Genomic DNA, 24,428 nt, shown 5'->3' with positions numbered 1-24,428 from the left:
GCCATCTACGTCTTATGGACTGGAAAAGGCGTGGATGCCCGGGACAAGCCCGGGCACGACGAACGAAAGATTGCGCCCGATGACACTGCTGACTGAAACCGCGCGCGCCAAGGTCAACCTCACCTTGCGCGTCCTTGGCCGCCGCCCGGACGGCTATCATGACATCGAGAGCCTGGTGGTGTTCGCCGATTGCGCGGACACGCTGACGTTTGCGCCGGGGGCTGAGCTTGGCCTTGTGACCGGAGGACCGGGCGCGGCGGACTGCGGCGAGATGTCGGATAATCTCGTGATCCGCGCAGCAAGGCTGCTCGGCGAACGCATTCCGGGTCTCACGTTCGGGCAATTCACGCTGGACAAGCATCTTCCGGTTGCCGCCGGCATCGGTGGCGGATCGGCGGATGCGGCCGCGGCCTTGCGGCTGCTGGCGCGTGCAAACAACATTGCGATCGACGATCCGCGCATTGTCGATGTCGCGCGCGAAACCGGTGCGGATATTCCGGTGTGTCTCGCGTCACGCGCCTGCACCATGACCGGTGTCGGCGAGAATTTGTCGATGCTCGATGTTCCTTCGATGCCGTGCGTGATGGTCAATCCGCGTGTCGGCGTCGCCACCAAGGATGTGTTCGCAGCACTGGGTCTCGGCAAGGGCGAGCTTCTCGCAGGCACCGGCGACATCGTGCTGTCGCGGGGCTGGCCGGCGGATGGCGCGTCGTTCGACGCATGGATCGAGGCCATCGGCTCCGGCACCAACGATCTGGAGCGGCCCGCGCTCAAGGTCGAACCTGTCATCGATGAGGTGCTGTCCGCGCTGCGCGCGACGGACGGCGTGCAACTCGCGCGGATGTCAGGCTCCGGCGCAACGTGTTTTGCGATTTATGAGACCATCGGCGATGCCGGACAGGCCGCGAAAGCGATTTCGCAAGCCCATCCGGGCTGGTGGGTTCACGCCGGTGTGCTGAGCTAGCTATTCCGCATAAATTGACAATCGTCATGGCCGGGCATGTCCCGGCCATCCACGTCTTTGTTTCGCCATACGCAAGAAGACGTAGATGCCCGGCACAAGGCCGGGCATGAAGGCAGATACATTGAATCGGTTGTTTTGCTTTGACGGTGGCTCAGTGCGATCGCGCCAGACAGAACGCGACGACCTGTTCGAGCGCGGTCTTCATCGGTGACGGCGGGAACAGCGCCAGCGCATCGACCGCCATCGCGCCGTAGTGCTGCGCGCGGCTCATGGTGTCTTCCAGAGCGCGGTGCTTGGTCATGAGACCGATGGCCTGATCGAGATCGCCATCACCGATCTCGCCCTTTTCCAGGGTGCGGATCCAGAACGCGCGCTCGACATCGTTGCCGCGCCGGAAAGCCAGCACCACCGGCAGCGTGATCTTGCCCTCGCGGAAATCGTCGCCGACATTCTTGCCGAGCTTGGCGGCCTTGCCGCCGTAATCCAGCACATCATCGACAAGCTGGAACGCGATGCCGAGATTCATCCCGACCGAGCGGCACGCGGTCTGCTCCGCCTTCGGGCGATTGGCGATCACCGGGCCGACCTCGCAGGCCGCCGCGAACAGCTCAGCCGTCTTGCCGCGGATCACGGCGAGATACTCGTCCTCGGTGGTGGCGGTGTTCTTCGCCGCCGCGAGCTGCATCACCTCGCCTTCGGCGATGGTGGCGGCGGCGGATGAGAGAATATCGAGCGCGCGCAGCGATCCGACTTCCACCATCATGCGGAAGGCCTGGCCGAGCAGGAAGTCGCCGACCAGCACGCTGGCCTCATTGCCCCACAGCATCCGCGCGGAAAGCTTGCCGCGCCGCAGTTCGCTTTCGTCCACCACATCATCATGCAGCAGTGTCGCGGTGTGCATGAATTCGACGGCTGCCGCGAGCTTGATATGGCCGTCGCCGGCATAGCCGGTGAGGTTCGCCATGGCGAGCGTCAGCATCGGCCGCAGGCGCTTGCCGCCCGACGAAATCAGGTGGTTGGCGACCTCCGGGATCATCGTGACTTCGGAGCCGGTTCGCGACAAAATCGTGCTGTTGACGCGTTCCATGTCGGGCGCGACAAGCTCAACCAGCCGATCTATCGATGGCGTCGAGTGGCTCTCAAAGGGTACAATAACCGCCACGTCCGGTCTCCGGATGAATTTGAGGGCACCATAGAAACTGCCGTGCGATGCGGCAAGAGCAACGAACGGCCCCGCCAGTGTCCGTAGCCGAGTTTGCCTCACTTTGCCGCGCTTTCCGAGCAAACGTCGGATACAAAGGACACTGGCAAACTACGGTTCTGGTGATCCTTTGGTTCTAACATTCGTAAAAGTGCCTGCGAAGGATACGTACGAATGTCAGAACCGGATCACCAGGGGCCGTTCCAACCGCGGGAGACAGCGGCCTTGCGTGAACTCGTGCGGACCAACGATGTGGTGCTGATGTCCGCGGTGGGGGCGCTGCTGGACGGCGCCAATATCCACCACCTCGTGCTCGACAGTAACATGAGCATTATGGATGGATCGCTGGGCGTGCTTCCCCGGCGCATTCTGGTTCACGAGGACGACAATCTGGCCGCCCGCCGCCTGCTCACCGATGCGGGTCTGGCCCATGAATTGCGGGACAATGACTGACCCCGCCCAGGCTGAATTTGCGGATGTGACCGAGGACATGTTTCTCGGCGGGCAGTTGCTGCTGCGCCAGCCGAGGCGCGGCCACCGTGCGGGCCACGATGCGATCCTGCTGGCTGCGGCGACGCCGGCGCGGGCAGGGCATCGCGTGGTGGAATTCGGCGCGGGCGTGGGCACGGCGGGATTGGCCGTTGCGCGCCGCGTGACGGGGCTCGATCTGGTGCTCGTCGAAATCGACGATGGGCTTGCAGCGCTGGCGCGCGCCAATGCCGAGGCGAACGGCATCGAGGCGAAGGTGACGGTGCTCGACGTCACCGCGAGCGCGGATGTTTTCGCCGCTTCTGAATTAGGACCCGACAGCGCCGATATCGTGCTGATGAATCCGCCGTTCAACGATGCGGAGCGGCATCGCGCGTCACCGGACCCGGCGCGGCAATCCGCGCATGTGGCTGCAGCGGATACGCTGGAGACATGGACCCATGCGGCGCGGCGGGTGCTGAAATCCGGCGGGGTGCTGACGCTGATCTGGCGCGCGGACGGGCTGGCGCAGGTGCTGGCGGCGCTGGAGCGCGGCTTCGGCAGCATCGGGATTCTGCCGGTTCATCCCAATCCGCAGGGGGCGGCGATCCGCGTCATCGTCAGTGCCGTCAAGGGCGGGCGCGCGCCGATGGCGCTGCATCCCGGACTTGTTCTGCAGGACCCGGAAGGCGGGGGCGGAGCGGAGGCTGCGGCGGTCCTCGGCGGAAAGGCCGTTCTGTTGCTGGCGCGGGAGCCAGGAAGCCGTTGAATGCCGGCTGCTCGGCAGACGGGCGGTCTGCTTACTGCGGTACCGATTTTTGACCGGTTTCAGGGGTCTTGGTGAAGTGGATCGTCGTCAGGAGAGCGCCAATCAGCAAGATCAGGAGGTAAATCTTCATTTCTGCACCTTTGAGGCTGCGCCGTTGCAGCTTGCGTCGTTGTTGCAAAGCAAAGTGCGTTCCAGTTTCTTGTCGCGCTCCGGGGAAGAACCGGAGAGTTTTGTAAGAAATCCCGTCCGATCAGATGTTTAGACGGAATTCAGGTACAATGGACGTGCTTAACGATTGTCGAATGTGCTCTGGGCTCCTGATGCCAGTTACCGAATAATAAACCGTGAAGATGAAGGACATTCCATGGCTGAGAATGACGCCAACGGTCACATTGGCGAGAGGTTGAAGCGTTGGCTGCCGGCGCGATGGCGCGGCGACGCGGTGGTGCCGGTGGTGCGCCTGTCCGGGGTGATCGGAGCGGTGACGCCGCTGCGGCCGGGAATGTCGCTGACTGGCGTGTCGCGGACGCTGGAACGGGCCTTTTCCATCAAGGGCGCCAAGGCCGTCGCGCTGGTGATCAATTCGCCGGGCGGCTCGCCGGTGCAGTCACGGCAGATCTATCAGCGCATTCGCCAGCTCGCCGCCGAGAAGAACAAGCGCGTGCTGGTATTCGTCGAGGACGTTGCGGCATCCGGCGGCTACATGATTGCCTGCGCGGGCGACGAGATTTTCTGCGATCCGTCTTCCATCGTCGGCTCCATCGGCGTTGTCGGCGGAACCTTTGGCTTCACGGAACTGATCAAGAAGGTTGGCATCGAACGCAGGCTTTACACATCGGGCGATCACAAGTCGCAGCTCGATCCGTTTCTTCCGGAAAATCCGGAAGACGTCGCACGCCTGAAGCAGATCCAGCGCGAGATCCACGACACTTTCATCGCACTGGTGAAGGACAGCCGCGGCGCGCGGCTGAAGGGCGAGGACGATTATCTGTTCACCGGCGAATACTGGGCCGGCGAGCGCGCGGTGAAGCTCGGCCTCGCTGATGCGATTGGCGATCTGCGCACTGTGCTGCGCTCACGCTACGGCGACAAGGTGCAGATGCCGGTCATTGCACCGCCGACCGGGCTTCTGTCAGGGCTCGCGGGCCGCAAGCCCGGCGCGGGAGCGGCATTGCCGGGTTTCCCGGGATTTTCGGAAGACCTGATTTCGGCGCTGGAAGAGCGCGCGATCTGGGCGCGTTACGGATTGTAGGATGGGAGACTGGTCATGCCGCCGCTGATCCTGGTCGCTGCCGGAATTCTCGGCGGGGCCGCGCTGCTGCGCCTCGCGGTGCGCGAAAGCAGGCGCATCAACCGCGAGCTTGAGGAGGCGCGCAAGGCCAAGCCCGCGGAGAAGGAGAGTATGCCGAAACTGCGCCGCGATCCTGATACGGGAACTTATCGGCCGAGTTAGTTGGTCTTGAAAATTAGCCGTGCCTGCGCACGTCGTTGATCATCATGATGCACAGCGAGGCCATGATGGCCGCCGCGGCCAAAACCTGAAAAACAATCATTGTCGTCCCTGTCGAGAATGCACCGCCGGTTAAATCCGGCCGTTGGTTGCAACCCGGCTTTGCTAGCTGGCAGTTGCTAACAAAGGGAAAGCTCCGACCCGGCCTCGGGCGCTCACCTGTCGCTGCGGTTAAACCGGCGTTCGGGCGATCGCTAAAATCCGGCCGATTCCGGCAGGAATTGCCGTGGGAACGGGGCTATCGCCTTGATTCCGTTAGCCTGCGCCGATACGGTCCGCGCGCAAATCACCCCTTCCAGATTGTCAAAGATTTCCGATGGATTCCCTACCTCCGCACATGCGACCCGAGCGCTCGTTTCAGGGCCTGATCCTGACGCTGCAGCGCTATTGGGCCGACCATGGCTGCGTCATCCTGCAGCCCTACGACATGGAAGTCGGCGCGGGCACGTTCCATCCGGCGACCACGCTGCGCGCGCTCGGCCCGAAGCGCTGGAACGCGGCTTACGTGCAGCCGTCGCGCCGCCCGAAGGATGGCCGTTACGGCGAGAACCCGAACCGCCTGCAGCACTACTATCAGTTTCAGGTGATCCTGAAGCCGTCGCCGCCGGACATTCAGGATCTCTACCTGAAGTCATTGAAGGCGATTGGCGTCGATGCGGCGCTGCATGACATCCGTTTTGTCGAGGACGACTGGGAGAGCCCGACGCTTGGCGCGTGGGGTCTCGGCTGGGAGTGCTGGTGCGACGGCATGGAAGTCTCGCAGTTCACGTATTTCCAGCAGGTCGCTGGCGTCGAATGCGCGCCGGTCGCAGGCGAACTCACCTACGGGCTCGAGCGCCTCGCGATGTATGTGCAGGGCGTCGACAACGTTTACGATCTCAACTTCAACGGCCGCGATGGTGACGAGAAGGTCACCTATGGCGACGTGTTCCTGCAGGCCGAGCAGGAGTACTCGCGGCACAATTTCGAACACTCCGACACCGCGATGCTCTTCGAGCAGTTCAAGATGGCCGAGAGCGCCTGCAAGAAATATCTCGATGCCGGGTGGCAAGAAAACAAAAAAGAGCCCGGCAAGCGCGAGGCGCATCTGATGGCGCTGCCGGCTTACGACCAGTGCATCAAGGCGAGCCACGTGTTCAACCTGCTCGACGCGCGCGGCGTGATCTCGGTCACCGAGCGTCAGAGCTACATCCTGCGCGTGCGCGAACTTGCCAAGGCCTGCGGCGAAGCATGGATGCACACTGAAGCGGGCAAGGTGGCGTAAGATGCCTGATCTTCTTCTCGAACTGTTCTCCGAAGAAATTCCCGCGCGCATGCAGGCGAAGGCGGCGGATGACCTGCGCAAGATGGTCACCGACAAGCTGGTCGCCGAGGGCCTCGTCTATGAAGGCGCCAAGGCATTCGTGACGCCGCGCCGTCTCGCGCTCACCGTGCACGGCATTCCCGCGCGTCAGCCGGACCTCAAGCAGGAGCGCAAGGGCCCGAAGATGGGCGCGCCCGATGCCGCCGTGCAGGGCTTCCTGAAAGCCACCGGCCTCAAGTCGCTCGATGAAGCGAAGATCCAGCGCGACCCGAAAGGCGATTTCTATATCGCGCTGATCGAGAAGCCGGGTCGTCCCGCCATCGACGTGATCGCGGAAATCATCCCGCTGATCATCCGCACCTTCCCGTGGCCGAAGCAGATGCGCTGGGGCGAGCGCTCCGCGAAAAACGGCGCACTGACCTGGGTGCGGCCGCTGCATTCGATCATCGCGACCTTCGGTCCCGAGACCGAAGAGCCGGAAATCGTGAAATTCGATGTCGCCGGTATCGAAGCCGGACAGACCACGCATGGTCACCGCTTCATGGCGCCCGCCGCCATCGAGGTGCGCCGTTTCGACGACTATGTGTCGAAGCTGGAAGCCGCCAAGGTCGTGCTCGATCCCGAGCGGCGCAAGAACATCATCCTTGAAGACGCCAAGGAACTGGCGTTCGCACAGGGCTTTGAACTGGTCGAGGATCACGTGCTGCTCGACGAGGTCGCCGGACTGGTCGAATGGCCGGTGGTGCTGATGGGATCGTTCGACCAAGAATTCCTGTCGATCCCCGGTGAAGTGATCCGCGCCACCATCCGCAACAACCAAAAATGCTTTGTCGTTCGCGATCCGAAGACCGGCAAGCTCGCCAACAAATTCATCCTCACCGCGAATGTCGAAGCCAGCGATGGCGGCAAGGCGATTGTTGCGGGTAACGAGCGCGTCATCCGCGCGCGCTTGTCGGATGCGAAGTTCTTCTACGAGACCGATCTCAAGACGAAGCTGGAAGACCGGCTGCCGAAGTTCGCGCAGATCGTGTTCCACGAAAAGATCGGTACGCAGGCCGAGCGCATTGCTCGCATCGAGCGGCTCGCCGCTGAACTCGCGCCGCTGGTCGGTGCCGATGCTGCGAAGACCAAACGTGCTGCGCAACTCGCGAAAGCCGACCTGCTCACCGAAGTCGTCGGCGAATTCCCCGAAGTGCAGGGGCTGATGGGCAAGTATTACGCGCTTGCGCAGGGCGAAGACGCGTCCGTCGCGACAGCCATTGAGGATCACTACAAGCCGCAGGGGCCTGCCGATCGTGTACCGACTGATGCGGTTTCAGTTGCCGTCGCACTCGCCGACAAACTCGACATTCTGACCGGCTTCTGGGCCATCGATGAAAAGCCGACCGGAAGCAAAGACCCGTTTGCATTGCGCCGCGCGGCGCTGGGAGTCATCCGTCTTGTGGGTGACAATGGAATTCGTTTGCCGTTGCTTGCCGCTTTCGCCAAGGCGGATAAGCCGCATGACGGCAAGGATCTCCTCGCCTTCTTTGCTGATCGCCTCAAAGTTCAGCTCCGCGATCAGGGCGCACGGCATGATCTCGTTGACGCGGTGTTCGCGCTCGGAGGTCAGGACGATCTCTTGATGGTCGTGCGCCGCGTCGAGGCGCTGGGCAAATTTCTCGACAGCGACGACGGCAAGAACCTGCTCGCGGGCACCAAGCGCGCGTCGAACATCCTCTCCATCGAAGAGAAGAAGGACAAGCGCAAGTTCGACGGCGCACCCGATGCGACGCTCTACAAACTCGATGAAGAGAAGACCCTCGCCGGCGCCATCGCGCAGACTAAGCTTGAGGCAAGCGCTGCGGTGGCCAAGGAAGACTTCGGCTCAGCGATGACGGCGATGGCCAAGCTGAGGCCCGCTGTCGATGCTTTCTTCGACAAGGTGAAGGTCAACGACGACGACAAGTCCGTGCGCGAAAATCGTCTGAAGCTGCTCAACGAAATCCGCGAAGCCACGCGCGCGGTGGCGGACTTCTCCAAGATTCAGGATTGACCCCCACCCCGGACCTTCGGTCCGACCCTCCCCACAAGGGGGAGGGAGAAGAAAGAGCCGCTTACGTCCCGCAAGTTTATCCCTCCCCTTGATGGGGAGGGTGGCTGGCCGAAGGCCAGTCGGGTGGGGTGATCTTTCAACTGCGGTAGCGGCGTGCGTTTACCCCTCGTTAACCATGTTCTGAAAGGTTCCGGTAACCTTCGTTAACAAGGCATGACGGCGGACGACCCATGACGTCGATCAATACCGGCACCAATCCTTACGCCCAACTCGGTTCTGCCTATGCGCGCACGGCGGCGGCGACGCAGCCGTCGCTGCTGGACGCGATCAACACGACCGAGACGGCCAGTTCGTCCGATCCCAACGCAGCGACCAATCTCACGCTGTCGGATGCTGCGAAGGCGCGCATGGCGGCCGAGGCGAAGACGCCGGATTTCGCGACGGTCACGAATGACACGCGCGCGGCGCTCGACAAGCTCTATGTCGCGGCGAAGGTGACCGGCCCGCTAGGCGCCGACGGAAAAACCACCGTCGATCTGTCGGCGCTGGATCGCCGCTCGCTATTCGCCATCGCGACCAACAGCGGCGGAAAGTTCACGCCCGACGAACAAAGCGTCGCGTCCGGCGAACTGACCGCTCGCTTCAACGCCGCGCTCGCGCCTGCCGCCGCGGCCACGTCGATGACGAAGAATTACACCGTCGTCTACAAGGCGGCGCTGGAGTATCTCGACGGCGCGAGCGTTGAGGAGAAGGGGACCGCAGCATGGTCGGCGCAGCGCGCCGCCGTACTGAAGGGCTATGAGGCCGCGAAGCAGAAGCCTGACACTGCACCATCCGGCATTTCAGGCGATCCGGTCGCCAGCTATCTCGCGCTGTATCCGGACGGCGCGCCGGTCGGCACGACCAAGACATTCAGCACGGTTGCGACCAATGTCCGCGCCGCGCTTGATGCGCAGGCCAGCCTCGCCACTGAGAAGGGCACGGAACTGGTCTACGATCCGGCGCGGAAATTCGGACAGCTTGTGGATTTTTCGTCGATCGACAACCGCTCGCTGTCGGCGATCACGCTCAATCAGGATCAGCAGTTCTCCAACCAGGAAATCTACGCGGCCAAGAAGGAACTGGATTCGCGCACACGCGCCAACATTCTTAGCTCTCTCAAGCAAAGCCAGCAGAGCGGCGATCCTACACAGCTCAGCCTCGGAATTCTTCAGAGCTATTCCGCGATGAGCGATGAGGAACGTCTGGCGTCGGGATGGTCTCCGTCGTTCCGCGACAATGTGGTCCAGAATTACAGATCGACCAGCAACATTCTGTCGATGCTGCAGGGATCGTAACAGCAAGTTTCAAAAAAGAAGCCCCGCACGGGAAACCGTGCGGGGCAATTTCGTTTGGGCCACCATGGAGGGGACGACCATCGGCCCAAACGAGACCGTTATTGCTATTCCCGCTCGTCCCCGCGAAAGCGGGGACCCAGTCTTTTGTTGAAGGTCTGGATTCCCGCGTTCGCGGGAATGAGCGGAGTTTGATTTCCCAGCGTGCTAGTCGATCACCTGCATCACGCGGCGAGTGCGCGGTTCGACCAGGATCGGCCGGTCGTTGACCACCGTGTAGCGATAGCTGGTCGCGCCATACTGCTGCGGCACGTCATAATAGGTCACGCCGCTTTCCGGCAGGATGGTGCCGACGCGCACAGGCGACTCGATCGCATATGAGGGGACGCGCTCCTGAACGATGTACTGGCGGAACCGCGGGCGCTCGTCTTCTGCGATGATGCCGACGCCGGGGCCGACGAGACCGGTCGTCACGCCTTCCTCGACAATGATGCGCTGCTGGGCATGTGCCGCGAGCGGCATTGCTGTGGCAGTGGCCAGCAGCGCTGCTGCGAGAAGGGGATTACGCATGGGTTTCTCCTTGATCAAAAGGAGCCTGATCGCGCGCCGAGCGGCTTCGCTCATGTCGATCACGCTCGGAAAATCGGTGAAGGCCGATCAACAGCGGTGACAATGGCGAGCGCGGAGCATCGTTCCTGACGGAATGTGATTTCACCGGGGCATTTTCATGAAAGTGACGGCAGTGCGGTGGCTGCACAAGTTTTCATCCGCAATGGAACTCACCGCTTATCGAGGCCGTTGGCTGTTGCGGCACGCGGCGGGAAGATAACTTTTGTCCCGATTCGCGTGCCGTTTCATCCCTTCAATGTCCGGGAGACATCAGATGTCCATCAGCGTCGCCAACATTCAGCCGATCGTCGCACTCATTGCCGGTGTACTGATTCTCGTCATGCCGCGGCTGCTGAATTTCATCGTGGCGATCTATCTGATCCTGATCGGCATCATCGGGTTGGGGATCATTAAGTAACGGAATATTTCAGATTGTTACACGCTTGGTAACAAAACATCGCGATTTGCGCGATTCTGTAACAATCTGTAACCGTCCGTGATAAACAACGCGGATATCGGCCGGGAGTCGCTTGCACGTCAGCGGGCAACCGTGGTGTAACGCCGCTGCCGTTTCACTCATGCAGCGTCTGGAAGCCATGGCCAAAGCCTCATCGAAGAAATCCGCCGCGAAGTCCTCCCCGAAATCAGTTTCAAAATCGAAGCCGGCCGCAAAAGCGAAGCCGGTCTCGGCGAAACCCACAGGCAAAGCCGCTGCGAAAGCAGCCGTGAAGACATCCGCGCCAGCGGCCAAGAAGATTGCGAAGCCAGCGGCGAAGCAAACAGCTCAGGCTGGCAAGTGGGTCTACACGTTCGGTGACGGTCGCGCCGAGGGCAAGGCCGGCATGCGCGATTTGCTCGGCGGCAAGGGCGCGAACCTCGCCGAGATGGCCAATCTCGGTTTGCCGGTGCCGCCCGGTTTCACGATTCCAACTTCGGTCTGCACGTATTTCTACGCCAACGACAAAACCTATCCGAAGGATCTGAAGGCGCAGGTCGAGAAGGCGCTCGTCACCGTCGGCAAGATCGCCGGCAAGACCTTCGGTGATGCGAAGAACCCGCTGCTGGTTTCGGTTCGCTCCGGCGGACGCGCTTCGATGCCGGGCATGATGGACACCGTGCTCAACCTCGGCATGAACGACACGACCGTTGAGGCGCTGGCACACCTCTCTGGCGACCGCCGCTTCGCCTATGACAGCTATCGCCGCTTCATCACGATGTATTCGGACGTCGTGCTCGGCTTCGAACATCATCATTTCGAGGACATCCTCGACACCTACAAGGACAGCAAGGGCTATTCGCTCGACACTGAACTGACCGCGGACGACTGGGTCGATCTGGTCGGCAGGTACAAGGACGCTGTGGCGCGCGAAACCGGCAAGGACTTCCCGCAGGACCCGCACGCGCAGTTGTGGGGCGCGGTCGGCGCCGTGTTCTCGTCGTGGATGAATGCACGCGCGGTGACCTATCGCCGCCTGCACGATATCCCTGAGTCATGGGGCACCGCCGTCAACATCCAGTCGATGGTGTTCGGCAACATGGGCGACACCTCGGCGACCGGCGTTGCGTTCACGCGCAATCCGTCCACCGGCGAAAAGCGTCTCTACGGCGAATTCCTGATCAACGCGCAGGGCGAGGACGTGGTCGCGGGCATCCGCACGCCGCAGGACATCACCGAATACGCGCGCAAGGAATCCGGTTCCGACAAGGCATCGATGGAAGTCGCGATGCCGGACGCGTTCAAGGAACTGACGCGGATCTATACGCTGCTCGAAAAGCACTACCGTGACATGCAGGACATGGAATTCACGGTGGAGCAGGGCAAGTTGTGGATGCTGCAGACTCGCAACGGCAAGCGCACCGCGAAGGCGGCGCTGCGTATTGCGGTCGATTTCGCCAACGAAGGCCTGATCACCAGGAAGGATGCGATCATGCGGATCGATCCGGCCTCGCTCGATCAGTTGCTGCATCCGACCATCGATCCGGTCGCCAAGCGCGATGTCATCGCCACTGGTCTGCCGGCATCGCCGGGTGCGGCCGCCGGTGAAATCGTGTTCTCGTCCGATGAAGCCGCCAAGCTGCAGGCCGATGGCCGCAAGGTCATTCTGGTGCGCGTCGAGACATCGCCGGAAGACATCCACGGCATGCACGCCGCGGAAGGCATTCTTACCACGCGCGGCGGCATGACCTCCCATGCGGCGGTGGTCGCGCGCGGCATGGGCAAGCCCTGCGTGTCCGGTTGCGGCACCGTGCGCGTCGATTACGGCCGCGGGCTGATGACCATCGGCAACCGCAGCTTCAAGGCCGGCGATGTCATCACCATCGACGGCTCGCTGGGTCAGGTGCTGGCCGGCCGCATGCCGATGATCGAGCCGGAACTGTCCGGCGACTTCACCACGCTGATGGGCTGGGCCGATCAGGTCCGCAAGCTGAAGGTCCGCACCAATGCGGATACGCCGTCGGATGCGCGCACTGCGCTGAAGTTCGGCACCGAAGGCATCGGCCTGTGCCGTACCGAGCACATGTTCTTCGAGGAAACGCGCATCCGCACGGTGCGCGAGATGATTCTCGCCGAAGACGAAGGCGCGCGCCGCGCGGCGCTGGCCAAGCTTCTGCCGATGCAGCGCGCCGATTTCGTCGATCTGTTCGAGATCATGAAGGGGCTGCCGGTCACCATCCGTCTGCTCGATCCGCCGTTGCATGAATTCCTGCCGCATTCGCAGAGCGAGATCGAGGAAGTCGCCCGTGCAATGAACACCGATCCGCGCAGGATCGCGGACCGCGCACGTGAACTCGCCGAGTTCAATCCGATGCTCGGCTTCCGCGGTTGCCGTCTGGCGATCGCCTATCCGGAAATCGCCGAGATGCAGGCGCGTGCGATCTTCGAGGCCGCGGTCGAGGCCGGCAAGCGCACCGGCAAGCCGGTGGGCCTTGAGGTGATGGTGCCGCTGATCGCGACCCGTGCCGAGTTCGATATCACCAAGGCGCGCATCGATGCGACCGCGCAGTCGGTGATGAAGGACACCGGCGTCAAGCTCAACTATCAGACAGGCACCATGATCGAACTGCCGCGCGCATGTCTGCTCGCGGGCGAGATCGCGAAGACCGCCGAGTTCTTCTCGTTCGGCACCAACGATCTCACGCAGACCACCTACGGCATCAGCCGTGACGACGCCGCGAGTTTCCTCGGCACCTATATTGCCCGCGGCATTCTCGAGATCGATCCGTTCATTTCGGTCGATCGCGACGGCGTCGGCGAACTGGTGAAGATCGGGGTGCAGCGCGGCCGCAAGGCGCGTCCTGGCCTCAAGATGGGCATTTGCGGCGAGCACGGCGGCGATCCCGCGTCGGTCGCGTTCTGCCACGAGATCGGTCTCGACTACGTGTCGTGTTCGCCGTATCGCGTGCCGATCGCGCGTCTGGCGGCGGCACAGGCAGCACTCGGCAAGGCTGTCGCCAGCCAGGCGTAATTCATCGCACCGCATCGTATGGTGTGTCGCTTACAATGATGTCGTCCCCGCGAAAGCGGGGACCCATACTCTCTGAGCCATCGATCTGCGCACGATGTTGGTGCCGCTCTTTCTATAATCGCCACGGTGTTCGGTGGTTATGGGTCCCCGCTTTCGCGGGGACGACATTGTGATTGTCGCGTGATCTAGCCTTCACTCGTCGCCTGCCAAAATGGAACCGCGTCACTTCGCGCGTTCTTCTTTTCGTTGACGCGATCTTTACCACCTTGCTGGAGGCGCTGTTTACCAACGCTTTCGATGTGATGGCGTGATTTCAAGCGCGCGCTTGCGTGTGGCGCGCAGGACGCGGCGATTAACCCCCCGGCAACTTTAATTCGATACCAACGAAATTGATCGAATTGCACTGAATGCGCGGTTCGGTTGCGTGTGTATAGCGTTAGTTGCGTGAGCGTATCGATGTCTGTGTTGCGTAACGGGTCGAAGGGCGCGCGGTTCGCGCCCTTCGGCTTTGTTCTCTGTCTCTTGACAGTGAGCCCGACCGAAATCGGCTATCAGGATCTCGCATCGTTGCTGGCGCGCCAGCCCGGCGTTGCCGAGCGCTGGCAGGAATACATCTTCGCATCGTCGCGCCGCATGCTGCAGGTGGCATCGTTCAATCTGCCCCGCCCGATCGGCACCAATACCCGCGAAACACCGGCGTATCATCTGGCAAGTCTCGTCAGCCAGGGCGTCGACGTGACCGGCTCGCTCGGCCGCGATCCGCTCGGACCCGTTTTGCGCCCATTGCAGAAATCGGATTTTCCCAAGGTTGTGCGCTCGTCGAAGGGCGATCGTCTTCCGGTTTATGCGCCTGAGGTTGTCGCGCCTGTCGCCGCGCCGCCGCCGGAGCAGGATCAGCCGAATTCCAATGCGTCGGTGCGCGGCGCGAAGACGGCCGAGGCTGCGCCTGTGAATGCAGCCGCGCCACTCGATGCCGAACTGGAAGCCGCGCTGAATGCGCCGCGCTTGCCTCAGTATGATTCCGCTGTTTCGCTGCAGAACATTCCTGCCGACCATCCGCTCAACGCCGTTCCGGCGACCAAGGAAGACGGCAATGCCGTCGAGCCGGAACCGGGCCGCGACGGCTTCTCGTTCCAGACCGCGACCTTGTTCTTCGGCAATTCATCGCTCGGCGTATCGAGCGGGTCACTCGAGCGCTGGCAGCCCGGCGAAGAACCGATCATCGTGATTCCGGGCGTCGATCCGGACATGAAAATGCCGGCGACCTTGCCCGATCAGTCCGCCGCGCCATCGGCCGGCGGCGAAAGCGTCGCCAGCAAGGGCGAAGTGACCGGCGAGCACCAGCGCCCCCGCACGCCGGCGGAACGCCTCGGCCTCGATGCCAAGAACCGTGCGAAATCCGAAAAGTGCCTCACCGATGCGATCTACTTCGAGGCGCGCGGCGAAGCGGTGCGCGGGCAGATCGCGGTGGCGCAGGTCGTGCTCAACCGCGCGTTCTCCGGCTATTATCCGACCACGGTCTGCGGAGTCGTCTACCAGAATTCGCACCGCCACCTGTCGTGCCAGTTCACCTTCGCCTGTGACGGCATCCGCGACGTGGTGAAAGAGCCGGACATGTGGGAACGCGCCAAGAAGATCGCGCGGGAAAGTCTGGACGGACGGCTCTGGCTGCCGGAAGTTGGCAAGTCGACGCACTATCACGCCTACTGGGTGCGCCCGTCATGGGCCAACGAGATGAAGAAGATGTACAAGTACGGCGTGCATACTTTCTATCGTCCGCGCGCCTGGGGCGACGGCAAGGACGCGCCGACCTGGGGCACGGCGGCGGAAACGGCAGCGATCTCCGCGAAGCTCGCCGAAGCAGCCAGGAGTTCGGCTGAAATATCGGGCGGCAAGTAGCGGTCAGTAAATCGACTGTCGTGGTTCTTTTCCCTCCCCCTTGTGGGGAGGGTCGGCCGAGCGAAGCGGAGGCCGGGGTGGGGGTCATTGCACGCGGTGGGAATTTCCCCCACCCGACGCATTGTTCGCTTCGCTCTCAATGCGCCACCCTCCCCACAAGGGGGAGGGATAAGAAGAACCCTACGCATCAATATCCAGTGCGACGTCGAAGTTCGGCGCGGAATGCGTCAGCGCACCAGCCGACACATAATCGACGCCGGTTGTCGCGATCTCGCCGATCGACGCCAGTGTGACGCCGCCGGAGACTTCCAGCACCACGCGTTTGTTGGTTATCGCGACCGCTTCGCGCAGCGTCGGAATGTCCATGTTGTCGAGCATCACCACGTCCGCAAGGCCGGTCGCAAGGACTTCGCGCAACTGATCGAGTGTGTCGACCTCGATCTCGATCTTGACCAGATGACCGACATGCGCACGCGCGCGTTGCAGCACGGCTTTGACGCCGCCGGCGACCGCGATGTGGTTGTCCTTGATCAGGATGGCGTCGTCGAGGCCGAAACGGTGGTTGAAGCCGCCGCCACAGCGCACCGCGTATTTCTCCAGCGCGCGCAGCCCCGGCGTGGTCTTGCGGGTATCGCAAATGCGCGTCTTGGTCACGCCGGCGTGGCGGATATAATCCGACGTCAGGGTCGCGATGCCGGAGAGGCGTCCGACAAAGTTGAGCGCGGTGCGCTCGCCCGAAAGCACCGCGCGGGCCGGGCCCGAGATCGTCAGCACATGCACACCCTTGGCGACGTTGACGCCGTCATGGGCGTGGGCCTGGATCCGGACGTCAGGCGACAGTTTCAGGAACGTCGCCACCGCCAGCGGCAAGCCCGCGATCACGCCGGCCTGTCGCGCCACCAGTTTGGCAAAGGCCTGGGTGTTGGCCGGGATAGTGGCGATGGACGTTACGTCTCCTGCGCGGCCGAGGTCTTCGGCAAGTGCGCGCTCCACCGCGTCATCGATCGCCAGCGGCGACAGAAATGCCTGCGGGTGCATCAGGGCGGCGGGGTTCAGGACATCGGTGACGCTCACGTTCAAACTCCCGTGGATAGTTTAGCGGATCGTTTGGCGGTTGCACCATCCGACAACATGAGCGCGATGTTACGCGCCTCAATGAGCGTTGTCATGGTGCGGTGTCTTTGCGCCGGATCTTCCGCCGTATAGTCGGAGCGGAAATGCGCGCCGCGGCTTTCACGGCGGGACCATGCCGACGCCGCAACGATCAGCGCCGTGGTCGCCATGTTGCGCAGCGCAATGTTTCCGGTGCTCTGTTCGATAGCCGCGAACGCCTGTACGGCTTCCATCAGGCGGTCGCCGTCGCGGACGACGCCGACATGCGAACTCATCATGGTGCGAAGGTTGGCTTCGGTGAGCGGCGGCATGGCGCAGTTGCGCGGGATCTGAGGCGGCACGACGAGGGGACTGCGCGCAAACATGTTGCCGTCGATATCTTCGGCGATCCGCGCGGCATAGACCACCGCTTCGAGCAGTGAATTCGAGGCGAGGCGGTTGGCGCCGTGCGCGCCGGTGCTCGACACTTCGCCGCCGGCCCACAAGCCCTTGAGAGAGGTGCGGCCGTGCCTGTCCACGGCGATGCCGCCCATGTGGTAATGCGCCGCTGGTGCAATCGGGATCGGCTGCGTCGCGGGATCGATACCCGCCGCCATGCAACTCGCATAGACCGTCGGAAATTTCTTCGCGAACGTCGTGCCAAGCGCCCTGGTTGCATCCAGATATGCGCCACGGCCAGCAGCGATTTCCGCGAACACCCCGCGCGCGACAATGTCGCGGGGTGCGAGTTCGGCCAGCGGGTTGAGCGCCAGCATGAACCGCTCGCCCTTGCCGTTGATCAGGGTTGCGCCTTCGCCGCGCAAGGCTTCGGTCGCCAGCGGTGCGGGATCGCGGCCGACCATGATGGCGGTCGGGTGAAACTGCACGAATTCGGGATCGGCAATCACCGCGCCGGCGCGTGCGGCAATCGCGAGCCCCGATCCGCTGGCCTCCGCCGGATTGGTCGTGACTGCATAGAGATGCCCGATGCCGCCGGTCGCCAGCACGATGGCGCGCGACGGGATGATGATCGGCGCCGCGATTGCGTCGTCCGCCTTGCGCAACTGCAATCCTGAAACCGCGTCGCCTTCGCTCAGCAGGGCTTCGGCGACATAGCCTTCGATTACGCGGATCGACGGCGTTTTTCGCACGGCCTCGATCAGCGCCGCGATAATCGCCTTGCCCGCCATGTCGCCCTGAACATGGACGATGCGCCGGGCGGAATGCGCGGCCTCGCGTCCGACGGCGAGCTTGCCTTCGAGATCGCGGTCGAACGGCACGCCGTAGTGCAGGAGATCGTGGATCCGTGCGCCGGCCTCGCGGGCGAGGGCGAGCGCGACATCTTCATCGACGATGCCGCCGCCGACCGCGATCGTATCGGCCGCATGGGCCTCGGCGCTGTCGCCTTCGGCAACAGCCGCCGCGATGCCGCCCTGCGCCCATGCGCTCGACGCGCCTTCGCCGAGCGGCGCTGCGGAAATCACCGTGACCGGACGGGGCGAGAGTTTCAGCGCGCAGAATAGCCCCGCGAGGCCGCCGCCGACGATGATGACGTCGTGGGTGGTGATGCTTGAGAGCTTGTTTGGATTAAGTGTCATGCCGCTGGGCCTGCAACTTTTAGATCGTCATGGCCGGGCTTGTCCCGGCCATCCACGACTTTGCGTCGTTTAACAAGGAAGGCGTGGATGCCCGGCACAAGGCCGGGCATGACGGTTTTGTTGTGGACGCATGGCGCCCAAGATCAGATCAGTTCTTCAGGTTGATCATGCGTTCCACCGAACGCCGGGCCTTGTCGATGATCATCGGGTCGATGGTGACTTCCTCACGCATGTAAATCAGGCTGTCGAGAATCTTCGGCAGCGTGATGCGCTTCATGTGCGGGCACAGGTTGCACGGCTTGACGAACTCCACATTCGGCAGTTCGGCCTGCACGTTGTCCGCCATCGAACATTCGGTGACCATAACGATCCGCTTCGGCTGGTGCTTGCGGACCCAGTCGATCATGTGCGCGGTCGAGCCGGTGAAGTCCGCTTCAGCGATCACGTCGGGCGGGCATTCGGGATGCGCGATGATCTGCACGCTGGGATCGGCCTCGCGATAGGTGCGCAGCTCGTCGCCGGTGAAACGCTCGTGTACCTCGCATGCGCCCTTCCACGCGATGATCTTTACGCTGGTTTTCGAGGCGACGTATTTCGCCAGATACTGGTCGGGGAGGAAAATCACGGTCTCGGCGTTGAGGCTTTCCACCACCTGCACGGCGTTCGACGAGGTGCAGCAGATGTCGACCTCCGCCTTCACGTCGGCAGACGTGTTGACGTAAGCCACCACCGGCACGCCGGGGAAGCGCTCACGCAGCAGGCGCACGTCCGCGCCGGTGATGCTTGAGGCCAGCGAGCAGCCGGCGCGCGAATCCGGGATCAGCACGGTCTTGTCGGGGTTCAGGATTTTCGAGGTCTCGGCCATGAAGTGCACGCCGCACTGGACGATGACTTTCTCTTTTACTTTTGTCGCCTCGCGGGCGAGCTGCAGCGAGTCGCCGCCGATGTCGGCGACGCAATGGAAAATCTCCGGCGTCTGGTAGTTGTGCGCCAGGATCACAGCGTTGCGCTGCTGCTTCAGATCGTTGATCGCCTTGACGTAAGGCGCCATGAACGGCCATTCGATTTCGGGAATGACGTTCTTCACCCTGGCGTAGAGATGCGCGGTGGCGCGCTCGACCTCGGGCGTCCATTCCAGCGAGGGCATCGGCAACGCGCGCGCGCGCTCCGCGTCGGTGACGCGGGGGCGGGTCGCGCCGGTGGGCTGGCGGTGGATCGGATTCCCGAAATCGTCGGGACCATAAATTCCGGTGATCGGCATCGCAGCCTCCTGAAGTCGCCTAATATACTCAATTTGAGCATATTAGGGTTTTGAGAAATCCGGCCTTTTGGGCCGGCGCTCCAAACTCGGTTTCCCCTCAGGGACGACGGATTCAGCGTGTCCGCGTTCCCTGGCTCGCGAGATCGTTACTTATTCTCATAACGAGCAAAACAAATATAGCAGGTTGGTTCCGACCTCGCCAGAGGGGTATTCGGAATTTTCCGCATGGCGGAAATGCAATCTGCCCTCAACCCGATGCGAACCTGCGGCTAAGGGCTTGGCAAACCCGGCAGGAGCCGCCAATCAGGGGGCCGGATTCATTCGCACAAGAAAAAACGGAGATCGGGTTTGGCAACCTTCAAGGCAATCAGAATCGACAAGGCCGACAAAGGCACCACGGCAGCGCTGACGCAGTTCGACGAAGCGGAACTGATGGACGGCGACGTCACCGTCGCGGTCGAGTGGTCCACGGTGAATTACAAGGACGGCCTCGCCGTCACCGGCAAGTCGCCGGTGGTGCGCCGTTTCCCGATGATTGCCGGTGTGGATTTCGCGGGCACGGTTCTGGAATCGTCGCATCCCGGCTGGAAGGCGGGCGACAAGGTTGTCTCCACCGGTTGGGGTCTGAGCGAGACCCATCTCGGCGCGTATGCGCAGAAGGCGCGCGTCAAGGGCGACTGGCTGGTGCGTTTGCCCGAGGGCATGACCGCGCGTCAGGCGATGGCGATCGGCACGGCGGGTTTCACCGCGATGTTGTCGGTGATGGCGCTGGAGAAGCACGGTCTGACGCCAAACAATGGCCCGGTGGTTGTCACCGGTGCTGCCGGCGGCGTCGGTTCGGTGGCGGTGGCGACCCTCTCAAAGCTCGGTTTCCACGTCATCGCATCGACGGGACGTGCAGCCGAGGCGGATTATCTGCGCGGTCTTGGCGCTGCCGAAGTCATCGACCGCAACGAATTGTCCGCACCGGGCAAACCGCTCGCCAAGGAGCGCTGGGCCGGCGGTATCGACAGCGTCGGGTCGACCACGCTGGCGAACCTGCTTTCGATGACGAAGTACGGCGGCGCCATCGCCGCCTGCGGTCTTGCCGGCGGTATGGACCTGCCGTCGTCGGTGGCGCCTTTCATTTTGCGCGGAGTGTGCCTTTTGGGCATCGATTCCGTGATGTGCCCGCTCACACCGCGAAAGGCCGCCTGGGCGCGCATCGCGAAGGATGTTGACCACGCGAAACTTGCTGAAATGACTACGGAAATCGGTCTCGACGAGGTTATCGGCGCAGCGCCGAAAATTCTCGCCGGGCAGCTTCGCGGCCGGACGGTGGTGAAAATTTCCTGAGGATGTTCAGACTTTGCAAACCATGGTGCTCCAATGTTGCCACGGTTGGTATGGTAATCACCGGGTTAAGGCGTAAACCGCCGGGCGCTTTGCCCGGCCGGTTCATCTGATCCGCAGTTAGTCAGTTGGAGTAGCTCATGCTCGTTCGCATCGTTCTTGGAGCCGCGCTGGCCTGTTCGGTTTCAGCGCCTGTGTTTGCTGAAACCCTGAACGCGGACGAAGCCCGCAAGTTCGTCGCCAACAAGATGTTCGCCTTCACCTGCTTCGACGGCACCAAGGGCGTCGGCAAGATCACAACCGACGGTGCGGCGGCAGGCGCGGTGCAATTCAGCGGCGCCGGCGAGACCCGCCATATGCGGCTGCCGTCCAATACGCTTCAGGTCCGCGGTCAGCAGATCTGCGCATCGATCAAGGGCATTCCCTTCGAGCCCTGCTTCAACCTGAACAAGACCGACAATGTCAGCTTCCGCGGCTCGGTGTCGGGCATGGGCTTCGCCTATTGCGATTTCCGCAAGCATGGCAATGCGCGCGTGTTCCTCGCGCGTTCGATCTCGCGCCCGCGCTCGCTGCGCGCGCCGGGGACACAGTCGGCGGATGCGACGCCGCGCGCGGAAGTGCGTCCGGCTTCGGTGCGCAGCGAACCGGCGCTTGAGCTGCGCCGCTCCGCCAGCGAGTAATTAGGGAAATTTACCTCGTCATTGCGAGGAGCACTTGCGACGAAGTAATCCAGTTTTCTTTTCGTTGCGCTGGATTGCTTCGCTTCGCTCGCAATGACGATCTATCGAATCACGCCGTCGTGCTGCCTGGAGCCGGCGGCGTTGTCGTCTGCCTGAACAGAATGCGCTGATACAGCCATCCGATTGCCACCAGCACCAGTCCCAGACCGATGAACGAGAACGCCCGGTAGGCCCCGGTCAGGTTCGACATGTCGATCAGGAACACTTTGAGAATGGTGATGGCGATCATCACCGCCGACGCAAGGCGCGCGCGCTGCGACGGCAGCAGCAGGCCAATCCCCAGCAGGATCACGCCGAACACCAGCCACGCCACCGAGTAGGTGTACTGCTCGGCGTCGAAGGTGCGGAAGCTGTTCAGATACGGCCCGTGATAGAGGTGACGGATTTGCAGTGTGATGTAGGCCAGCGCAAGGACGAGCGCGCCGGCCGCGATGGTGTTGGCATAGGCCGCGGCGCGGCGTCCCGCCACGGCGTAGGACAGCAGCAGCGCGAGGATGGCCGGGATCGCGTAGCCGAGGATCAGCGGATTGAAGAACGCTCCCGCGATCTCGATCCGCCAGATCAGCGGGTTTGCGATGAAGAATAGCCCGAACAGGATCGCGAGGCCCGCGAACCATGTCAGCAGCAACGCCCCGATGTTATGAATGACGCTCCCTGTCCGGATGCGAAGCCGCTCCAGCCCGATCGCCATCGCGAGTGCGACGCAGACCTGCAGGCCGACCTCGATCAGGCTCGACGATGTACGATAGATGTCGCCGTTGTTGATGTAGTGGCGGATCTGGGTGAAGGCGAGCAGCACCGCGAACAGGATCGCGGCGGCTTCCACGCTACGGAGCGGACCATCGTCGCCGCGCCGGCGCAGGAAGATGCTGCCGAGCCAGAATGAGGCTGCCGGAATGCCGTAGCCGAGCAGCAGCCAGTTGAAGATCGGCGTGGTGCCGAGATCGTTGCCGGCGATGCGCGGCTCGTAGCCGACCCGCAGCACCACGATGCCCGCCAGAATAGCAGCGAGCGAACGCAGGAACGGGATCGGCCGCTTCATGGAAATCCACGCGGTGCCGAGCGACATCAGGGCGAGCGCGATGGTGAGCCAGCCTTTTTCCAGCGCGAACGTAAACGCCAGCGCCAGTGCGGCGAGCGTGCCGGTGGCGAACAGCGCCGTTGAAATCATCTGGCCGGGACGTGCTTCGCGGCGCGTGAGCAATTCGGTCGCCGCGGCGAAGGCAGCAGCAACGGCGATGGCGATGATCGCGAACGGAATCGAGCGATCCAGATGCGCGATGCGTGCGTAGAGCGCGATCAGCAACGCGAGGGGCGTGAACACGCCGGCCGCTGCCCAGATCACCGGGACAATGGCGCCGATGGAGCGGCCCTGTGCGAGAAATCCCGCCGCGCCGAACGCTACGCCGAAACCCGCCGCGGTGATGAGATGCATGCCGATCGATCCATCATCGGCGCGTGTGCCGATGCCGGGCATCGCGCCGCCGGGCACCACGGCGAGATCTGGATTGGCGCGAATGGCCCATTCCGCGAACACCGCGAACACCAGCACGGCGGCAGCACCGATTGCGGCGGTCGCGCTCTCCGCACGCCATGCGATGGCGAACGTGGCCGCCACCAGCAGCGTGAACACGATCATGGCGGGGTCGGCGTGATTGTTGATGAGAACGAGCACGGCTGCGCCGAACAGGAACACGCCCAGTGAAATCGACGACACCGGCTCAACGCGGCCCTGATCGGCGGGCGGTCCGAACATGAATCCGGCGACCACCAGAAGTGCCGCGAGCGCGAAGCTAACGATGATGTCGAACGCATGCGGGCCGAGCGTATCGGGACGCACGATATCGAACAGCATCCAGAGCGCGCCGAACGCGATGGTCGTAACGGCCAGCCAGCGCCACAGCCGGATCCGTGCCAGACCGAACGCCGCCGCGGTGACGATGGCGATGTAGATGTAGAGCGCCCAGTAATCCGGCTTGTCCGACGACACCAGCACCGGCGTCACGAATGCGCCGACCACGCCGAGCCCTGCAAGCGCGCGGCCGTGCAAAAGTGCAGCCGCAAGCGTGCCGAGCGCAACCGCGCCGAGCAGGACGAATGCGATGGGCGGCGACAGAAAACCGTAGAGCGCGTAGGACGCGTAGACGGTTGCGAAGGCGACGGCGGTTCCAGCTGCGGTGAGAATCGCAGGGATGTTGGCTTTTGGCAGCGCCGCAATCGGCAAGAGGCTCTCCTTGCGGCGCGCGAATTCGCCGACAGCAAGCAGCCCAAGCGCGAACAGGCCGCCGAGCAAGACGCGCACCTCGGGGCCGAGCAGGCCGGCTTCGATGGAATACTTGACGAGAAACACGCCGCCGAGCGCCAGCGTCAACCCGCCGACCCAGACCACCCAGCGGGTGCCAAGTCTTTCCTCAAAACCGAGTCTTTCTTCAAAACCAATTCGTTCTTCGAATCCGGGACCAGCCTGCGCAGGTGTCGCCGGTGTGCCCGGCAGCGCGCCGTCAACCGTCTCCCGGTAGCGAGATCCTGCAGGTGGAAGCGGCGGCGGCGTTGACGGAGCCTTTTCAGTTGTCTCCGTCTCGGATGCTGCAGTGTCTGGCACAATCGGCGGTGCGATGGGGGCGTCCGCCGCTGGCAATGTTGCCGGACGTGCGCCGCCTGCGAGCGAAGCTTCGAGCTGCGCCATCCGCGCGCTCAGTTCGAGAGATCTGTTGCTGGCCTTGCGTGCAAAAATGAAAGCAACAATCGCAATGACGATTGCAATAAATTCCATCGTTCCTCCTTGCGTGGCCCGCCGCCGGGTCACGCGCAAATTCAAAGCGGCTTCGAAAATTCGAAGCCTTAAA

Annotated in this window: 20 protein-coding genes; 13 read left to right on the top strand and 7 right to left on the bottom strand. The window is 62.9% G+C overall.

Annotation, left to right across the window (positions count from 1 at the left end):
* Positions 1 to 79: 79 nt before the first annotated feature.
* The gene (locus YH63_RS02505) at positions 80 to 964 is read left to right on the top strand and encodes a 4-(cytidine 5'-diphospho)-2-C-methyl-D-erythritol kinase (protein ID WP_046828969.1); all 885 of its coding nucleotides are present in this window, start codon (positions 80 to 82) and stop codon (positions 962 to 964) included.
* 151 nt (positions 965 to 1,115) lie between these two features.
* Here the strand turns inward: YH63_RS02505 and YH63_RS02500 are convergent, their stop codons facing one another.
* Positions 1,116 to 2,126 (bottom strand): polyprenyl synthetase family protein, encoded by a 1,011-nt coding sequence (locus YH63_RS02500; protein ID WP_046828970.1) that lies wholly within the window; start codon positions 2,124 to 2,126, stop codon positions 1,116 to 1,118.
* 264 nt (positions 2,127 to 2,390) lie between these two features.
* Here YH63_RS02500 and YH63_RS02495 point away from each other — a divergent pair, with 264 nt between their 5' ends.
* The 7 genes from YH63_RS02495 (at position 2,391) to YH63_RS02465 (ending at position 9,587) form a co-directional block, all read left to right on the top strand.
* Entirely contained in the window at positions 2,391 to 2,618 is a 228-nt protein-coding gene (locus tag YH63_RS02495; protein ID WP_046829812.1) for a DUF2007 domain-containing protein, read from the top strand.
* Entirely contained in the window at positions 2,611 to 3,402 is a 792-nt protein-coding gene (locus tag YH63_RS02490; RefSeq protein WP_137325094.1) for a tRNA1(Val) (adenine(37)-N6)-methyltransferase, read from the top strand. Before YH63_RS02495 ends, YH63_RS02490 begins: the two co-directional genes overlap by 8 nt.
* 364 nt (positions 3,403 to 3,766) lie before the next feature.
* Positions 3,767 to 4,654 (top strand): S49 family peptidase, encoded by an 888-nt coding sequence (locus tag YH63_RS02485; protein ID WP_046828972.1) that lies wholly within the window; start codon positions 3,767 to 3,769, stop codon positions 4,652 to 4,654.
* 15 nt (positions 4,655 to 4,669) lie between these two features.
* Positions 4,670 to 4,855: a hypothetical protein gene (locus YH63_RS02480; protein ID WP_046828973.1), complete on the top strand. Its 186-nt coding sequence runs from the start codon at positions 4,670 to 4,672 to the stop codon at positions 4,853 to 4,855.
* 373 nt (positions 4,856 to 5,228) lie between these two features.
* Entirely contained in the window at positions 5,229 to 6,176 is a 948-nt protein-coding gene (locus YH63_RS02475; RefSeq protein ID WP_046828974.1) for a glycine--tRNA ligase subunit alpha, read from the top strand.
* A 1-nt stretch (position 6,177) separates the two neighbouring features.
* Positions 6,178 to 8,250, top strand: a complete 2,073-nt coding sequence (gene glyS / locus YH63_RS02470; protein ID WP_046828975.1) for a glycine--tRNA ligase subunit beta — start codon at positions 6,178 to 6,180, stop codon at positions 8,248 to 8,250.
* 230 nt (positions 8,251 to 8,480) lie between these two features.
* Positions 8,481 to 9,587, top strand: coding sequence for a hypothetical protein (locus YH63_RS02465; protein WP_046828976.1), 1,107 nt, complete (start codon positions 8,481 to 8,483; stop codon positions 9,585 to 9,587).
* A gap of 204 nt (positions 9,588 to 9,791) precedes the next feature.
* On the opposite strand, the gene YH63_RS02460 is transcribed toward YH63_RS02465, so the two are convergent.
* Positions 9,792 to 10,154, bottom strand: coding sequence for a DUF1236 domain-containing protein (locus tag YH63_RS02460; RefSeq protein WP_046828977.1), 363 nt, complete (start codon positions 10,152 to 10,154; stop codon positions 9,792 to 9,794).
* A 313-nt stretch (positions 10,155 to 10,467) separates the two neighbouring features.
* On the opposite strand from YH63_RS02460, the gene YH63_RS02455 reads away from it, so the two are divergent.
* Positions 10,468 to 10,611, top strand: coding sequence for a DUF3096 domain-containing protein (locus tag YH63_RS02455; protein WP_083992656.1), 144 nt, complete (start codon positions 10,468 to 10,470; stop codon positions 10,609 to 10,611).
* Positions 10,612 to 10,620: 9 nt separating this feature from the next.
* Here the strand turns inward: YH63_RS02455 and YH63_RS21780 are convergent, their stop codons facing one another.
* On the bottom strand, positions 10,621 to 10,893 hold the full coding sequence (locus YH63_RS21780; RefSeq protein ID WP_246658150.1) for a hypothetical protein: 273 nt from the start codon (positions 10,891 to 10,893) through the stop codon (positions 10,621 to 10,623).
* Between YH63_RS21780 and ppdK the strand changes: the two genes are divergently transcribed.
* Together ppdK and YH63_RS02445 are read left to right on the top strand one after the other, a co-directional pair.
* Positions 10,790 to 13,660, top strand: a complete 2,871-nt coding sequence (gene ppdK / locus YH63_RS02450) for a pyruvate, phosphate dikinase (RefSeq protein WP_246658001.1) — start codon at positions 10,790 to 10,792, stop codon at positions 13,658 to 13,660. The two genes, YH63_RS21780 and ppdK, sit on opposite strands and share 104 nt — an antisense overlap.
* Positions 13,661 to 14,116: 456 nt before the next feature.
* A complete protein-coding gene (locus tag YH63_RS02445; RefSeq protein WP_046828979.1) occupies positions 14,117 to 15,559 on the top strand; it encodes a cell wall hydrolase in 1,443 nt (480 codons plus the stop codon).
* Positions 15,560 to 15,739: 180 nt separating this feature from the next.
* Here the strand turns inward: YH63_RS02445 and nadC are convergent, their stop codons facing one another.
* From nadC to nadA, 3 genes are all read right to left on the bottom strand, one after another.
* Complete coding sequence (nadC, locus tag YH63_RS02440; RefSeq protein ID WP_046828980.1) at positions 15,740 to 16,633, bottom strand: carboxylating nicotinate-nucleotide diphosphorylase; 894 nt, start codon at positions 16,631 to 16,633, stop codon at positions 15,740 to 15,742.
* 2 nt (positions 16,634 to 16,635) lie between these two features.
* On the bottom strand, positions 16,636 to 18,249 hold the full coding sequence (locus YH63_RS02435; RefSeq protein ID WP_046828981.1) for an L-aspartate oxidase: 1,614 nt from the start codon (positions 18,247 to 18,249) through the stop codon (positions 16,636 to 16,638).
* A gap of 148 nt (positions 18,250 to 18,397) precedes the next feature.
* Complete coding sequence (gene nadA / locus YH63_RS02430) at positions 18,398 to 19,510, bottom strand: quinolinate synthase NadA (protein WP_046828982.1); 1,113 nt, start codon at positions 19,508 to 19,510, stop codon at positions 18,398 to 18,400.
* A gap of 348 nt (positions 19,511 to 19,858) precedes the next feature.
* On the opposite strand from nadA, the gene acuI reads away from it, so the two are divergent.
* Entirely contained in the window at positions 19,859 to 20,845 is a 987-nt protein-coding gene (gene acuI, locus YH63_RS02425) for an acrylyl-CoA reductase (NADPH) (RefSeq protein WP_046828983.1), read from the top strand.
* A gap of 137 nt (positions 20,846 to 20,982) precedes the next feature.
* Positions 20,983 to 21,522 (top strand): hypothetical protein, encoded by a 540-nt coding sequence (locus YH63_RS02420; protein ID WP_046828984.1) that lies wholly within the window; start codon positions 20,983 to 20,985, stop codon positions 21,520 to 21,522.
* A 109-nt stretch (positions 21,523 to 21,631) separates the two neighbouring features.
* Here YH63_RS02420 and YH63_RS02415 read toward each other — a convergent pair whose 3' ends face one another.
* Complete coding sequence (locus YH63_RS02415) at positions 21,632 to 24,355, bottom strand: DUF2339 domain-containing protein (RefSeq protein ID WP_046828985.1); 2,724 nt, start codon at positions 24,353 to 24,355, stop codon at positions 21,632 to 21,634.
* Positions 24,356 to 24,428 lie beyond the last annotated feature (73 nt).

This window comes from Afipia massiliensis, from assembly GCF_001006325.2.
GTDB lineage: Bacteria > Pseudomonadota > Alphaproteobacteria > Rhizobiales > Xanthobacteraceae > Afipia > Afipia massiliensis_A.
The sequence above is the reverse complement of the archived record's forward strand: the minus strand, read 5'-3'. Positions and strand labels throughout refer to the sequence as shown.